This window comes from Prevotella sp. kh1p2 (genome assembly GCF_900111525.1).
GTDB lineage: Bacteria > Bacteroidota > Bacteroidia > Bacteroidales > Bacteroidaceae > Prevotella.
The window spans coordinates 69,654-84,654 of the sequence record NZ_FOHY01000015.1 but is presented as its reverse complement, the minus strand read 5'-3'; the positions used below and the strand labels follow the sequence as shown (position 1 = coordinate 84,654).

The following is a 15,001-nucleotide window of genomic DNA, read 5'->3' as shown; positions in this document are numbered from 1 at the left end:
AGATGAGTGACATTATACAACTCTTACCCGACTCTGTGGCCAACCAGATTGCCGCCGGCGAGGTTATCCAGCGGCCCGCGAGCGTGGTCAAGGAACTGGTGGAGAACTCCATCGATGCCGGTGCCCGCAACGTCCATGTGCTGGTAGTAGACGCCGGGCGCACATCCATCCAGGTGATAGACGACGGCAAGGGCATGTCTGAAACCGATGCCCGCCTGTCGTTCGAGCGGCATGCAACCTCCAAGATACGCAAGGCCGACGACCTGTTTGCCCTGCGCACGATGGGCTTCCGCGGAGAGGCGCTGGCCTCGATAGCCGCCGTGGCGCAGGTTGAACTCAAGACCCGCCAGGCCTCCGCCGAAGTGGGAACGCACCTCTCGGTGTCGGGTTCGCGCTTCGCCGGTCAGGAGCCGTGCTCTTGCCCCGTGGGCAGCAACTTCACGGTAGAGAACCTTTTCTTCAATGTTCCGGCACGCCGAAAGTTCCTGAAGTCTAACTCCACGGAGCTCAACAATATCCTGGCAGCCTTTGAGCGCATCGTGCTGGTGAATCCCGACGTGGCCTTCACGCTGCACAGCAACGGTGCCGAGATGTTCAATCTCAAGGCCTGCGGCCTGCGCCAGCGCATCATCGACGTGTTCGGCAAGCGGCTGAACCAAGACCTCTTGCCGCTCGACGTTGACACGACGATGTGCCGCATAACGGGCTTTGTGGGCAAACCGGAGGCTGCCCGCAAGAAAGGAGCCCACCAGTATTTCTTCGTCAACGGCCGCTACATGAAGCATCCGTACTTCAACAAGGCTGTGGTTACGGCGCTCGACCGGCTGGTTCCCGTGGGCGAGCAGGTGCCTTATTTCATCTACTTCAACGTGGAGCCGGAGAACATCGACGTGAACATCCATCCCACAAAGACCGAAATCAAGTTTGATAACGAGCAGGCCATCTGGCAGATACTCGTTGCAGCGGTCAAGGAGGCTATCGGCGTGTTCAACGAAGTGCCTTCCATCGACTTCGATACGCAGGGCCGGCCCGACATTCCCGTGTTCGACGGCCGGTCGGCAGCCCCCTCGGCGCCTAAGATAAACTACAATCCGCAGTACAATCCCTTCAGGGAAAGCAAGATGAACAGCCGCAGCGAGATTCCTGACCAGTGGGAGGAACTGTACGCGGGACTCGGGGGAGAGGCGCGGCAGGATGCCGGCTTGTTTGCTCCCGATGAGGAGCAGCAGCCTGCGGGCAATGAGCAGACCATCATTGAGGAGAAGTCACCGAGCCACTATCAGTACAAGGGCAAGTACATCATGACGGCAGTCAAGTCGGGGCTCATGATTATCGACCAGCACCGGGCCCATGTCCGCATCCTCTACGAGCAGTATCTGCGGCAGTTCGAGGCGCACCGCTTCTCGCCTCAGAAGATGATGTTTCCCGAAGTAGTGCAGTTTCCGGCCTCGGAAAGCGTGCTGCTGGACAAGATACTTCCGAAGCTGCAACAGATGGGTTTCGAGCTTACAGACCTCGGTGGCAATAGTTATGCCGTGAATGCTGTGCCCTCTGACATCGAAGGACTCAATGTAGTGAACCTGATAAAGGAGATGGTCAGCGATACCATGGATAAGGGTACGGCCGTTGATGCGCGCATCAAAGAGAGCCTGTCGCTGAGTATGGCCCGCCATGCAGCTATCCCCCAAGGTCAGGTTCTAAGCAATGACGAGATGGAAAATATTATCAACAGTCTCTTTGCTTGCTCCAATGTGAATTACACACCGGATGGAAATAATATTCTGTGTATATTAAGGCAGGATGAAATCGAACATTTGCTTAGCTGATGCTGGTTTTGAGGCACGAAACTGCTAAATATCTATCTTTTTTTTGTTAAAAAACAGTTTTTCTCCCGAAAATGTGATAAGATTTAAAATTTATTATTATCTTTGCCGCTGGTTAGATGTATGTGCGAAAGCACTAAGGAATTAATTTATTGATTGTTAAATATAAAAAGTTATGAAAAAATTATTGATTGTATTGGCATTTGCCGGCGTTTCTATGTGCTCAATGGCACAGGACGCAGATCCTGTACAAAAGTACAGTGTTGCAACCAATTCTTTCTGGAGCAACTGGTTCATCCAAGTTGGTGCAGATTGGAATGCGTGGTATTCAGGTCAGGAACATGGTATGGATCTTGAGAAGAGTCCTTTCAAGGATTTCCGTTCAGGTCCTGGTGCCGCTGTTGCTATTGGTAAGTGGTTTACTCCGGGTCTCGGTCTCCGTACAAAGCTGCAGGGCATCTGGGGTAAGTCTGTAAACGACGACGTGAACGCAGGTAACTTCAACAAGTACTGGATTCTCAACGAGCACATCCTGTTCAACTTGAGCAACATGCTTCTGGGTTACAACCCCAACCGTGTTTGGAATTTCATTCCTTTCGCAGGTGGTGGCGTAGGCCGTACGATGACCCACAACCTCTATGCTATGGGTCTGAGCGCAGGTATCCTCAATGAGTTCAACGTAAGCCGTCACGTAGCCATCAACCTTGAATTGGGTTGGAACCGCTACGAGGGTGACCTTGATGGCAATGAGAACGTAGGCCGTCCTAACCGTGGTTGGGATTCTCACGACAACAACCTCTATGGTGAAGTTGGTCTGACCTTCAACCTGGGTCGCGCTACATGGGACAAGACTCCCGATGTTGACGCTATCAAGGCTCTGTCTCAGTCGCAGATTGACGCTCTCAATGCACAGCTCAACGATGCTAATGCTGAGAACGCTCGCCTGAAAGAGATGCTTGCTAACCAGAAGCCGGCCGAGTCTGTGAAGGAATTCGTTACCACTCCGGTATCTGTATTCTTCAACCTGAACAAGACCAACATCGCTTCCAAGAAGGACCTCGTAAATGTTGAGGCCGTTGCCAAGTATGCTAAGGAGAACGACCGCAAGCTCGTTGTCAATGGTTATGCTGACAGCGCAACCGGCAAACCCGACCACAACCAGTGGCTGTCCGAGAAGCGTGCTGAGACTGTTGCTAACGAGTTGGTTAACATGGGCGTAAGCCGCGACAACATTACTACTAAGGGTAATGGTGGCGTTGATGAGCTTTCTCCTATCTCCTTCAACCGTCGTGCTACTGTTGAAGTTGCTGAGTAATCTCTCACAACAGATAAAATTTAAAGGTGTCTCCCGATTTCGGGAGGCACTTTTTTTATGTCCATACCGCAGCGGAACCGCATGAAAACCGTTGAAGCGATATAAAAAACAGCCTGATTATTTTGCTGTTCCGTCCAAAAGCAGTATCTTTGCGCTCGCCTTACAGTGGTAAGGGCGTTTAGCTCAGCTGGTTTAGAGCATCTGCCTTACAAGCAGAGGGTCGGCGGTTCGAATCCGTCAACGCCCACATACACCAATGCCCGCAATCTGCAAAGGTTGCGGTTTTTTGTTTCCCTACCTTTTGCTGTATTCTGCCTTGCCTGTTCCCATAGGTTTCTGCGTGTGAGTTCGGGGCCTCAAGCGGTATGGTTTTCCGGGCTGAAGTTGGTGTTCGTGAACTTTCGACACTTGTCGCATGATTGTGTGACACCTGTCGCACATATGTGAGACAAGTGTCGAAAGTTCCTAACAGATGGCAACAGCACCTCCGGAAAAGGCAGAAAGAACTGTGACAAGACAGAGTTGAGAGGCCGATTTCTGCAAAAACAGAAAAAAAGAGGCCCGAAAATTTGGCCGTTCCGCTAAAAGGTTGTACCTTTGCACTCGCCTTACAGTGGTAGGGGCGTTTAGCTCAGCTGGTTTAGAGCATCTGCCTTACAAGCAGAGGGTCGGCGGTTCGAATCCGTCAACGCCCACTCGGAAGTCCTGCAATTCTTATGAGTTGCGGGACTTTTCGGTTCTTAAAACTTTTTATCTAAATGTTTGCAGGCATTGTGGATTTTAATTTGTAACTTTGTGCCCAAATCATACGAAATCGTTTATGGGATTAGACATGCTGACGGCCGTTTCGCCTATTGACGGCCGTTATCGGGGAAAGACAGAACCACTGGCCAACTATTTTTCGGAGTTTGCACTTATTCGTTACCGTGTACGCGTGGAGATTGAATACTTCATTGCGCTCTGCGAGCTGCCGTTACCGCAGCTGGCCGCGTTCGACCATTTGCGTTTCCCGACCCTGCGCAGCATCTATCTCAACTTCAACGAAACCGAAGCGCAACGTGTGAAGGATATTGAACAGGTTACGAACCACGATGTGAAGGCCGTGGAGTACTTCATCAAGGAGACGTTTGACAAGATAGGCGGGCTCGATTCGTACAAGGAGTTCATCCACTTCGGCCTCACCTCGCAGGATATCAACAACACCAGCGTGCCTCTTTCCATCAAGGAGGCCCTGAAGGAGGTGCTCTGTCCGCAGATTGAGGAACTCATCGCGCAGCTGCAGACCTATGCCGACGAGTGGAAAGATGTGCCCATGCTGGCCAAGACTCACGGTCAGCCGGCTTCTCCTACACGTCTGGGAAAGGAAATCATGGTGTTCGTATACCGACTCACCGAACAGCTCGGGGCGCTCAAGGCCTGCAAGATGTCGGCCAAGTTCGGTGGTGCCACGGGCAATTTCAACGCCCATCACGTGGCTTATCCCACGTTCGACTGGCGCGCATTCGGCAACCGCTTCGTAAGTGAGAAGCTCGGTCTGGAGCGCGAACAGTACACAACGCAGATTAGTAATTACGACAACATGGGTGCTGTTTTCGACGCCCTGCGCCGCATCAACACCATCATCATCGACTTGGACCGCGACTTCTGGATGTACATCTCCATGGAGTATTTCAAGCAGAAGATAAAAGCAGGCGAGGTGGGCAGCAGTGCCATGCCCCACAAGGTGAACCCCATAGACTTTGAAAACAGTGAGGGAAACCTCGGCATGGCCAATGCCGTGCTGCAGTTCCTGGCACAGAAGCTGCCCGTTAGCCGCCTGCAACGCGACCTCACGGACTCAACCGTGCTGCGTAACGTGGGTGTTCCTTTCGGCCATAGCATCATCGCAATACAGAGTACGCTAAAGGGACTGCGCAAACTGATACTCAACGAGGACAAGATCAACGCCGACCTCGACAACAACTGGGCCGTGGTGGCCGAGGCCATACAGACCGTTCTGCGTCGCGAAGCCTATCCGCATCCTTACGAGGCACTCAAGGCACTGACGCGAACCAACCGGAAGATGACGCGCGAAACCATTCGCGAGTTCATCGAGGGACTTGATGTGAGCGACGCCGTGAAGGCCGAACTCATGGCTGTTACGCCCCGTAACTATACTGGCATTTAATTAAATACAATATTATTAACCCCAGCCGTGAGGCTAAAAAATAATTGATTATGGACTCAGAATTAGAGAACAAAACTCAGGATTCAACAGCTGAGCAGAATGAAAGCAGCCGTGAAGGCTACCAGCCAGCCGGCAATTATCAGAGAGATTATCGTGAGGAGGGTCGTCCGCAGCGCCCTCGTATCCATTCGCAGCGTGCTTACAGCACCGATCGTAGCAACAATAACGACGAAGGCGGGTTCCGTCCCGAGGGCTTTGGAGCCGGACTCCAGGGTTCCGGGACAGGTCAGCAACGCCCGTACCGTCCCCGTTTCAACAACGGAGGCGGCTATCAGCAGCGCGACGGTTACCAGCCGCGCGGAGGCTATCAGCCCCGTCCGCGCCCCGGATATCGCCCCCGCTACAACAACAGCGATGCCGAAGGCGGCTATCAACCGCGTCAGGAAGGCTACCAGCCACGCCAGCAGGGTGGCTATCAACCGCGTCAGCAGGGAGGTTACCAGCCCCGTCCGGGTGGCTATCAACCTCGTCAGCAAGGCGAATATCAGCCTCGTCAGCAAGGTGAATATCAGCCCCGGCAGGAGGGTGGATACCAGCCTCGGCAGCAGGGAGGCTACCAACCACGGCAGCAAGGTGGCTACCAACGTGGCGGTTATCAGCCCCGCGGAGGCTACAATCAGCGTGGAGGTTACCAGCCGCGAGGCGGCTATCAGCCCCGTGGTTACAACCAGGGCGGCTATCGCCAGCACACTCCCGACTACGATCCGAACGCAAAATACAGTCTGAAAAAGCGCATAGAATATAAAGAGGAGAACGTAGATCCCAACGAGCCGCTGCGCTTGAACAAGTTTCTGGCTAATGCCGGAGTGTGCTCGCGGCGTGAGGCAGACGAGTTCATCCAGGCAGGCGTGGTGACGGTTAACGGCGAAGTGGTAACCGAACTGGGCACAAAAGTGCTGCGTTCCGACGAAGTGAAGTTCCACGACCAGGTGGTTTCGCTGGAGAAGAAGGTCTATGTATTGCTCAACAAGCCCAAGGACTACGTTACCACCAGCGACGACCCGCAGCAGCGCAAGACGGTGATGGACCTCGTGAAGGACGTCTGCCCCGAGCGCATCTACCCCGTGGGACGCCTTGACCGCAATACAACGGGCGTGCTCCTGCTCACCAACGACGGCGACCTGGCCAGCAAGCTCACTCATCCCAAGTTCCTCAAGAAGAAGGTGTACCACGTATTTCTCGACAAAGCCATTACCGAGCACGACCTGCAGCAGATAGCTGAAGGCGTGGAACTGGAGGACGGAGAGGTGCATGCTGACGCCATCGAATACGCCGATGACCGTGATCAGAGCCAGGTGGGCATCGAGATTCACAGCGGCAAGAACCGCATCGTGCGCCGCATCTTCGAGAGTCTGGGCTACAGGGTCGTAAAACTCGACCGCGTACAGTTTGCCGGACTCAACAAGAAAGGCCTCCGTCGCGGCGACTGGCGTTTCCTTACGGAGAAGGAAGTAGACATGCTCCGCATGGGTGCTTTTGAATAACGAGAACACAACAAACCGGAATAATGAGCGATGGCAACATGGCTCATTATTCTTAATGACACATTACAGAATGAAAAGAACTAAAGTTGTTGATGCCTTACAGTGCACCGACTTTGGAAAGGAAATCAATGTCAGGGGCTGGGTTCGTTCCCACCGCAGCAGCAAGGCTGTTGACTTCATTGCGCTGAACGACGGCTCCACCATCAAGAACATACAGATAGTAGTAGACCCAACGGCCTTTGACGCCGAGGTGCTGAAGAGCATCACCACCGGCTCATGCCTCAACGTAGACGGCGTACTCGTAGAAAGCCAGGGCAAGGGGCAGACGGTCGAGGTAACCGGTAAGCACATCGAGGTTTACGGCCTCTGCCCGTCAGACTACCCGATGCAGAAGAAAGGGCAGAGTTTTGAGTACATGCGCAAGTATGCTCACATGCGTCTGCGCACCAACACCTTCGGAGCAGTGTTCCGCATACGCCACAACATGGCCATTGCCATCCACAAGTACTTCCACGACCACGGTTTCTTCTACTTCCACACGCCGCTCATTACGGCCAGCGATGCCGAAGGCGCGGGCGACATGTTTCAGGTTACGACGCTGAACCTGAATGAACTGACGCGCGACGAAAACGGAAACATCGACTACAAGGACGACTTCTTCGGCCGCAAGACCAGCCTCACCGTGAGCGGACAGCTGGAGGGCGAGCTCGGCGCAACGGCCCTGGGAGCCATCTACACCTTCGGTCCTACGTTCCGTGCCGAGAACAGCAACACCCCGAGACACCTCGCCGAGTTCTGGATGATAGAGCCTGAAGTGGCCTTCATTGACAAGGACGAGCTGATGGATCTGGAGGAAGACTTCATCAAATACTGCGTAAACTGGGCGCTGACCCACTGCAAGGACGACCTCGAATTCCTCAACCAGATGATAGACAAGAGCCTTATCCAGACGCTGGAGTCCGTAGTCAAGGAGCGTTTCGTGCGCCTTCCGTACACCGAAGGCATCAACATCCTTGAGCAGGCCGTAGCCAACGGCCGCCAGTTCGAGTTCCCCGTCACCGGCTGGGGCATGGACCTGAGCAGCGAACACGAGCGTTATCTCGTGGAGGAGCACTTCAAGCGCCCCGTCATCATGACCGATTACCCGGCCGAAATCAAGGCTTTCTACATGAAGAAGAACGACGACGGCAAGACCATGCAGGGCACCGACGTGCTCTTCCCGCGCATAGGAGAGATTATAGGAGGCTCCGTTCGCGAGGAAGACTACGGCAAGCTGGTGGCCGAAATCAAGTCGCGCGGCATGGAGGAGAGTGCTTACAGCTGGTATCTTGATACCCGCAAGTACGGCAGCTGTCCGCATGGCGGCTTCGGATTGGGCTTCGAGCGGCTCATCCTCTTCGTTACCGGCATGCAGAACATCCGCGATGTAATCCCCTTCCCGCGTACACCGAAGAACGCCGAGTTCTGATACGGCGATACCGGTACTGCCAAGTGAGCAGGCGTTTGATAACCAGACGCCTGCTCACTTTTTTTATTTAAATAACCTTAAAAACACGTTTCATTTTCCTTTTTGTCGTTTCCCGCGCTTGTGTGTTTGCCGGTTTAAAGCTATATTTGCATCGTTAATATAGTTAAAAAGCCATGTAGCAACCTTTTCCGGACCATTAAAAACCAAGAAACATGAAAAATGTATGCAGCCTGATCCTGCTCCTTTGCATGCAAGCCAACCTCGCCACGGCGCAGGTAACGGGGCGACTGGAGTTCTCGAACAAGGATGATTACGAAGACGAAGTAGTGCTGTCGATGGAAGAGCAGGGCCTGCTCATCCAGTCGTTTGCCAAAGATTCCGAGAACGGCAAGCGCTTCTTCAAGACCGAGTACTATTCTACCGACATGAAACGTCTGTTCGTAGACTCCGTACTCATAGACAAGGACCTTTACTACTATCGCTCCATCTACGAGCAGCACATGAACTACACCGTGCTGCGGGCACGCGACGGCGGCTTCTCCATCGTGGCTTTCGACCCCTCGACCCGCCGCACCGCCATTACCGACGGCGAGTACACGCGCAAGGGAAGCATACGAACACTGAACATCTTCGACGGCCTGCTGGTCTTCAGTTCTACCCGGAAGAAGCTCGACCGCATAGGCATCATCGACCTCAAGACCGGTGAGAGCCGCTTTGCCGACATGCACTTCGAGGGCGTAAAGGACCGGAAGGTATTCATCATGGAGAACACCGTCATCGGCGGAACCATCTATGCACTCGTGGATGTAGACGGAGAGGTCTACCTGGTACGCGTAGACAGAAACGGAAACCAGCTCGGGGCAACCTGTCTGACCAAGGATACAGACCGCAAGCTCCTGTCTGCTTCCATCTCCGAAGCAGGCGGAAAGTACTTCGTTACGGGCACTTACACCCACAAGGGTGACATGGCCGAGGGCATCTACTTCTCCGAACTGGCCGACTGGCAGTTCCGTTTCGTGAAGTTCTACAACTTTCTCGACCTCAAGAACTTTACCGAATATATGAGCGACAAGCGCAAGGCAAAGGTCGAAAGGCGCAAGGAGAAGGCCGAGAAGAAGGGCAAGGAATACTCGCTCAAATACCTCATGGCCTCGCACGACATCATGACCGACGGCCGCAACTACTTCTACCTGGGCGAAGCCTACTATCCCGTGTACGTCACCTACATGATGGGCAACATCATGCAGACGCGCTTCGACGGCTACGAATACACCCACGCCGTGCTCGCCAAGTTCGACCCGGAGGGCAAGATACTGTGGGACAACTGCTTCCCCATGGACACCAAGACGCGCCCCATGTACGTTAAGAGGTTCGTATCGGCAGGCTTCAAGGGCGACAACGTGAACCTGGTGTATGCCGACGGCAAGTATTTTGTCTCCAAACTCTTTGCCAATTCCGACGGCAGCGTGCTGCAGGACCGCAATCAAGAACGGCTGGAAACCGACAACGAGGCGGAGTCCGTGCGCAAAGCCAAGCAAACCAACACGCAGCACTGGTATGGAGAGAACTTCCTGGTGTACGGCACGCAGATAGTGAAAAACAAGGAGAACGGCTCGCGCCGCAAGGTTTTCTCCGTAACGAAATATACGATTAAATGATGAAGAAGAAACTTACGCCACCATGCCCGGCCTGCAGATGGCCCATGCTGCGCGGCCTCCTGCTGCTGTGCCTGCTGCTTACGGCATCGGCACGGGTGCAGGCCCAGGCCTTTGACGGCGACTTTGACTGGAAGCTCTATGGCGGATATACGCTCGTGGGCAGCCACTCGGGGGCCGAGATTGGGTGCGACTACGGGCTCAACGACTGGCTGTCGTTCGGCGGAAAGGTGAGCTTGCTCTTCGTGTCCGATGGCTCCGACGACGACCATTCCGACCTGATAGAGCGCTACAACTTTGGCTTCCACCTCGACGCCCACGGCCAGGAAGCCTTTCACCTGCCCTCGCCGGTCGACGTTTATGCCGGCATTGGGCTCGGGTTCAAGGTCGGCGATGCGCATGCAGGCGTGCGCTACAACTTCGGCGAGGTAGTGGGCTGCTACCTGCAGGTGCAGTACAATGCCTTCAAGACCTTCGGCAGCCCCGAGGATGCCTGGCTCTACAAGGACAAGTTCGCCGTCTCTGCCGGCCTCACCTTCAATCTGTAGCCGCACTTCCGGGCACGGGAGAGGAGGGAAGGAATACTGTTATTTAATTTTACAAACACCCTCTCCAGTTTCGCGTATTTGCCACCAACCGTCCGTTTGGCCGCAAATACGCGCTAAAATTGCTATTTTCGTAACTCATTGAGTATTAATACGTTGTTTCTTCTGCATGCTTTTTGACCCTAAGGAGACGGCCTCCTTAGGCTAAGGAGATGGCTTCTTTAGGCTAAGGAGATGGTCTCCTTACGGTAAGGAGTATAGCTCTTTACGCTAAAAAGCATAGCTCCTTAGCCTCAAAAGCATAGCTTCAAGGGCCTTGAAGGCCATCTTTGGCACTCAAAAAGGTGGCTTCCGGGCATTGAAGAGGCCAAAAACAGCCTTTCCGTTTTCTATTTCGAGCAAAACAGATGCAGGTTTTTTAGGCATGAATATTTGACAAAACAGCCCCTTGATGCTGGCTAATTGAGAATTGATAATGGACAATTGATAATTATGATTAGTTATAATTGAGAATTGAGAATGGGGTAATTGAGAATTGAAAATGGACAATTGACAATTATGATTGGCTTTGTTGGGGAGGATGGATAGTTGATTTCGTGCTGTTACACAATCAAGCTACATTCTCAATTCGGACTAATCATAATTATAAATTGTCCATTATCAATTCTCAATTATAACTAATCATAATTATCAATTGTCCATTATCAATTCTCAATTATAACTAATCATAATTATCCATTGTCCATTATCAATTATCAATTATCAATTCCCTAACTAAGGAGATGTATTCCGTCGTCGGTGATGCTGATGAGCTTGCGCTTGTAGAGGTCGCCTACGGCCCGTTTGTACACCTTCTTGCTCACCTGGAAGCGGCGCTTGATGTCCTCCGCGTCGCTCTTGTCGCCCAAATCGCAGAAGCCGCCGTTGTCTTTGAGGTATTGGAGGAGCACCTCTGCAAAGTCGAGTGTCTGCTGTCGGCCGGCGGGCTGCAGGGTTACGTCAATCTTGCCGTCGGGCCTCACGGCCGCAATGTAGCCCTGCATGCGGTCTCCGGTGTGCACGTATTTGAATATCTGGTCATCGTACGCCAGCGCTTGGAACCTGTTGTCGGCTATCACCTTGAAGCCCAGTTCGGTCTTCTGCCATATCAGCAGGTCTACGGCATCGCCGCGCCGGTAGGGCGGAAAGTCGTCGGAGAGGAAGTGTTCTACCTTGGCCGAGGCCACGATGCGGTAGCTTTCGGGGTCAATGTACACGTAGACGATGTACTTCTGGCCTATCTCCATGCGGCGTTTCTGCTCGCGGAAAGGGCAGAAGAGGTCCTTCATGAGCCCCCAGTCGAGGAACGCTCCGTACTCGTTCACCCACGAGCAGGCCAGATAGGCGAAGTCGCCCACCTTGGCCAGCGGCGTCTCCGTGGTGGCCACGAGCCGCTCGTCCTGGTCCAGGTAGATGAAAACTTCCAGCTCGTCGCCTATCCGGTACGACTGCGGTACATATCGCTTGGGGAGCAGGATTTCGCCTTCGTCGCCACCGTCGAGGTAGAGTCCGAAGTCAACTTCTTTCGTAATGGTCAGGCGGTTGTAGTCGCCCAGCTTGATGGTGTTCATATTTCCTCCTTGTCTTGGCGTGTTGTGGTGTGGGTAATGAGGCCGTCCTTGAGGTGTATGGTGCGGTCGGTGAGTGCCGCGAGGCCCTCGTCGTGGGTCACGATGACGAAGGTTTGGCCGAAGCGGTCACGCAGGTCGAAGAACAGCTGGTGCAGTTCGGCCTTGTTCCTCGTGTCGAGCGAGCCCGATGGTTCATCGGCCAGGATGACCGCGGGGTTATTAACAAGCGCCCTGGCCACGGCCACCCGCTGCTTCTCTCCGCCCGAGAGCTCGTTGGGTTTGTGGTTGGCGCGGTCCTTCAGTCCCATGAAATCCAGCAGTTCCAGGGCCCGCTTCTTGGCCTGGGCGTGCGAGCTGCCGGCAATGTAGGCCGGTATCATGACGTTTTCCAGCGCCGAGAACTCGGGCAGCAGCTGGTGGAACTGGAACACGAAGCCCAGATGCCGGTTGCGGAAGTCGCTCAACCTGTCGGTCGAGAGCTGGCTCACGTCGGTGCCGTCAATCTCTATCCGGCCGCCGGCGGGCCTGTCGAGCGTGCCCATAATCTGCAGGAGAGTGGTCTTGCCGGCACCGCTCGGGCCTACGATACTCACCACTTCGCCCTTGCGTACCTGCAGGTCTATGCCCTTGAGCACCTGCAGCGAGCCGAAGCTCTTGGTGATATTGCTGATTGTTATCATATCTCTTGATGTTTTCGTTCTTTGTTTGCGGCAGCCGTCCTACGGCCTGCGCAGCTTGCGGTGCAGCCAGTCGCGCAGCACCTCGTAGGCACTCTGCTCCTCCTGATGCTGCGGTTCGGCAAAGGTCATGGTGTCCATGGCGTCGCCGAACTGGTCGGGGAAGATAATCATGAGGTTCTTGCCGTTGAAGTACTTGGTGATTTCGTCGGGCAAGCTCTCCAGCGCCGACTTGTACGAAACGGTTCCCTTGCGCGCCGTAACCACCACGAAGAGGTGGTCGGAGGCTATCGTTCCGGCCAGCTTAGGCAGTTCGTTCCAGTGCTGCATGCCGATGTATTCGGCCCTGACGTCGGCATGCCGGTTCCGTATAAACTCGTTGATGAGGGCCAGTGTGTCCGTTCGGCCGTGGAACTGGATACGTGATTCCAGGTTCTCCGCCAGCCTTGCCAGCCTCTCCAGCCAGCGGTAGAAGCCCGGCTCGTACTGGGCGCGCGACGGAACGGCCACCTGTATGCGCCGCAAAGTGCTGAGCGGCTGGTTCAGTCGGGCCATGATAATCTGCCGGTTCAGTCCGTTGAAGAGGCTCTGGTGGAACTCTCCCCAGAACTTAGGCGACACATTGCGGTGCATGTGCATGCCGATAAGGATTTCGGAAGCCTGAAACTCCTTGAACGCATGCTTGATGCCGTTGGCTATGTTGGCCGCAATGCGCACCTGGGTGGCCATCTTCACGTCGGCAGCTGCGGCATACTGCGTCACCATGTCCAGTATGCGACGGCCCGCCTCCTGGTTCTTGCGCATGTTCATGTCGTCGTACACCACGTTCAGTGCCACCATGTTGTTGCTCAACTTGGGGTTGCGCATCAGGATGGCAAGGTTCACCAGCCGGTTTGCATACTCGGGATACTTGACCGGAATGAGCACTCGCTCGTCGTCCTTGTCGGGCTCCTCGTTGCTCGGAAACTCCTTGTCGCGCAGGATAATCTGCTTGGCGGCGTTCTCGGTAACGAGCGTCGAGATGATGCAAGTAAACAAAATCATGATGATAACGCCGTTGAGCATGTCGTCGCTCACCAGGTAATGGCCCGGCGAAGTTTCCAGTTTCATGCCCACCATCACCATGGCAATGGCGCCGGCGGCATGGGCCGAGGTGAGGCCGAACATCATGTTGCCCGACGATACGGGCATGCGGAACAGCATGGCGGCCACGTAAGCCGCGATGGCTTTGCCCAAGGTGCCGAACAGCACGATGCAGAACACAACCCACAGGATGCCTCCTCCCTGGAACAGAATGCGCACATTGATGAGCATACCCACGCCGATGAGGAAGTAGGGGATGAAGAGCGCGTTGCCGATAAACTCGATACGGTTCATCAACGGAGATACATGAGGGATGAAGCGGTTGAGTATCAGACCCGAGAGAAAGGCTCCGAAGATGCCTTCCAGGCCAATCATCTCCGACAGGGCGGCACTCAGGAAGAGCATGGAAAGCACGAAGATGAACTGCATCACGGCGTCGCTGTAGCGCCTGAGGAACCACCGCGTGAGCCGCGGAATGGCCCAGATGAGCCCTGCGCAGTACAGGGCAAACTTGAGGATGAACAGCACCCAGAACGAAAAACCGGCCTCGTTGCCGTTGGCAGCCACAAGAGTAGCCAGGAAAACCAGTGCCAGCAGCAGCGAAATCATCGACGAACCGACGCTCAACATGACGCTCGGCTTGCGCTGTATGCCGTATCTGCCCACAATGGGGTAGGCTATGAGCGTGTTGGAAGCCATGATGCAGGCCAGCAGCAGGGATGCCATCATGGAGTAATGGAGCAGATGGATACCCATGAACCACGTAAGGCAGAAGGGAATGAGGAACGTGAGCAGCCCGAAAACCGTCATGCGCGCCATGTTCTTACGTACCCCTTCCATGTCCAGCTCCAGTGCAGCCAGGAACATGATGTAGTACAGTCCCACCTTTCCGAACAGCTCGAAAGAGGCGTCGCGCTGCAAGATGTTGAGCCCGTACCTGCCCACCAGCACGCCCGCCAGCACCATTCCGATGATGTGGGGAATGCGGAGCTTGCCCATGATGATAGGTGCCGACAGGATAATCAGCAGCACTACGAAGAATATCAGCGTAGGGTCAGTGATGGGAAAGTAACGGGATATGTCGAACATCTGGGCTCCGGTATTTGGTTCGCAG

The 15,001-nt window shown here is 54.4% G+C and carries 10 protein-coding genes and 2 tRNA genes; 9 read left to right on the top strand and 3 right to left on the bottom strand.

All coding sequences use genetic code 11. The features are described from left to right. Nucleotides 1–2 precede the first annotated feature (2 nt). The 9 genes from mutL (at nucleotide 3) to BMW31_RS09885 (ending at nucleotide 10,520) form a co-directional block, all read left to right on the top strand. Complete coding sequence (gene mutL / locus BMW31_RS09925) at nucleotides 3–1,826, top strand: DNA mismatch repair endonuclease MutL (RefSeq protein ID WP_091824980.1); 1,824 nt, start codon at nucleotides 3–5, stop codon at nucleotides 1,824–1,826. 172 nt (nucleotides 1,827–1,998) lie between these two features. Continuing rightward, nucleotides 1,999–3,138, top strand: a complete 1,140-nt coding sequence (locus BMW31_RS09920) for an OmpA family protein (protein WP_091824977.1) — start codon at nucleotides 1,999–2,001, stop codon at nucleotides 3,136–3,138. Between the two features lie 172 nt (nucleotides 3,139–3,310). Continuing rightward, nucleotides 3,311–3,385: transfer RNA gene (locus tag BMW31_RS09915), tRNA-Val, on the top strand. Between the two features lie 373 nt (nucleotides 3,386–3,758). After that, a tRNA-Val gene (locus tag BMW31_RS09910) sits at nucleotides 3,759–3,833 on the top strand. A 125-nt stretch (nucleotides 3,834–3,958) separates the two neighbouring features. Further along, on the top strand, nucleotides 3,959–5,305 hold the full coding sequence (gene purB, locus BMW31_RS09905) for an adenylosuccinate lyase (RefSeq protein WP_091824974.1): 1,347 nt from the start codon (nucleotides 3,959–3,961) through the stop codon (nucleotides 5,303–5,305). 50 nt (nucleotides 5,306–5,355) lie between these two features. Beyond that, a complete protein-coding gene (locus BMW31_RS09900; protein WP_091824971.1) occupies nucleotides 5,356–6,849 on the top strand; it encodes a pseudouridine synthase in 1,494 nt (497 codons plus the stop codon). A gap of 70 nt (nucleotides 6,850–6,919) precedes the next feature. After that, the gene (gene asnS, locus BMW31_RS09895; protein WP_091824967.1) at nucleotides 6,920–8,317 is read left to right on the top strand and encodes an asparagine--tRNA ligase; all 1,398 of its coding nucleotides are present in this window, start codon (nucleotides 6,920–6,922) and stop codon (nucleotides 8,315–8,317) included. Between the two features lie 212 nt (nucleotides 8,318–8,529). Beyond that, nucleotides 8,530–9,975 (top strand): hypothetical protein, encoded by a 1,446-nt coding sequence (locus tag BMW31_RS09890; RefSeq protein ID WP_091824963.1) that lies wholly within the window; start codon nucleotides 8,530–8,532, stop codon nucleotides 9,973–9,975. Then, nucleotides 9,972–10,520, top strand: a complete 549-nt coding sequence (locus tag BMW31_RS09885) for a DUF6646 family protein (protein ID WP_091824960.1) — start codon at nucleotides 9,972–9,974, stop codon at nucleotides 10,518–10,520. The genes BMW31_RS09890 and BMW31_RS09885 overlap by 4 nt, the downstream gene beginning before the upstream one ends. A gap of 767 nt (nucleotides 10,521–11,287) precedes the next feature. Here BMW31_RS09885 and BMW31_RS09880 read toward each other — a convergent pair. Genes BMW31_RS09880 through BMW31_RS09870 form a run of 3 tightly spaced genes read right to left on the bottom strand, consistent with a single transcriptional unit; the run spans nucleotide 11,288 to nucleotide 14,976 of the window. Further along, nucleotides 11,288–12,127: a CvfB family protein gene (locus BMW31_RS09880; protein WP_091824957.1), complete on the bottom strand. Its 840-nt coding sequence runs from the start codon at nucleotides 12,125–12,127 to the stop codon at nucleotides 11,288–11,290. Beyond that, nucleotides 12,124–12,807, bottom strand: a complete 684-nt coding sequence (locus BMW31_RS09875; RefSeq protein ID WP_091824953.1) for an ABC transporter ATP-binding protein — start codon at nucleotides 12,805–12,807, stop codon at nucleotides 12,124–12,126. Before BMW31_RS09875 ends, BMW31_RS09880 begins: the two co-directional genes overlap by 4 nt. A gap of 39 nt (nucleotides 12,808–12,846) precedes the next feature. Beyond that, nucleotides 12,847–14,976 carry a cation:proton antiporter gene (locus BMW31_RS09870; RefSeq protein ID WP_091824950.1) on the bottom strand — a complete coding sequence of 710 codons (2,130 nt, stop codon included), beginning with the start codon at nucleotides 14,974–14,976 and terminating at the stop codon, nucleotides 12,847–12,849. Nucleotides 14,977–15,001: the final 25 nt, after the last annotated feature.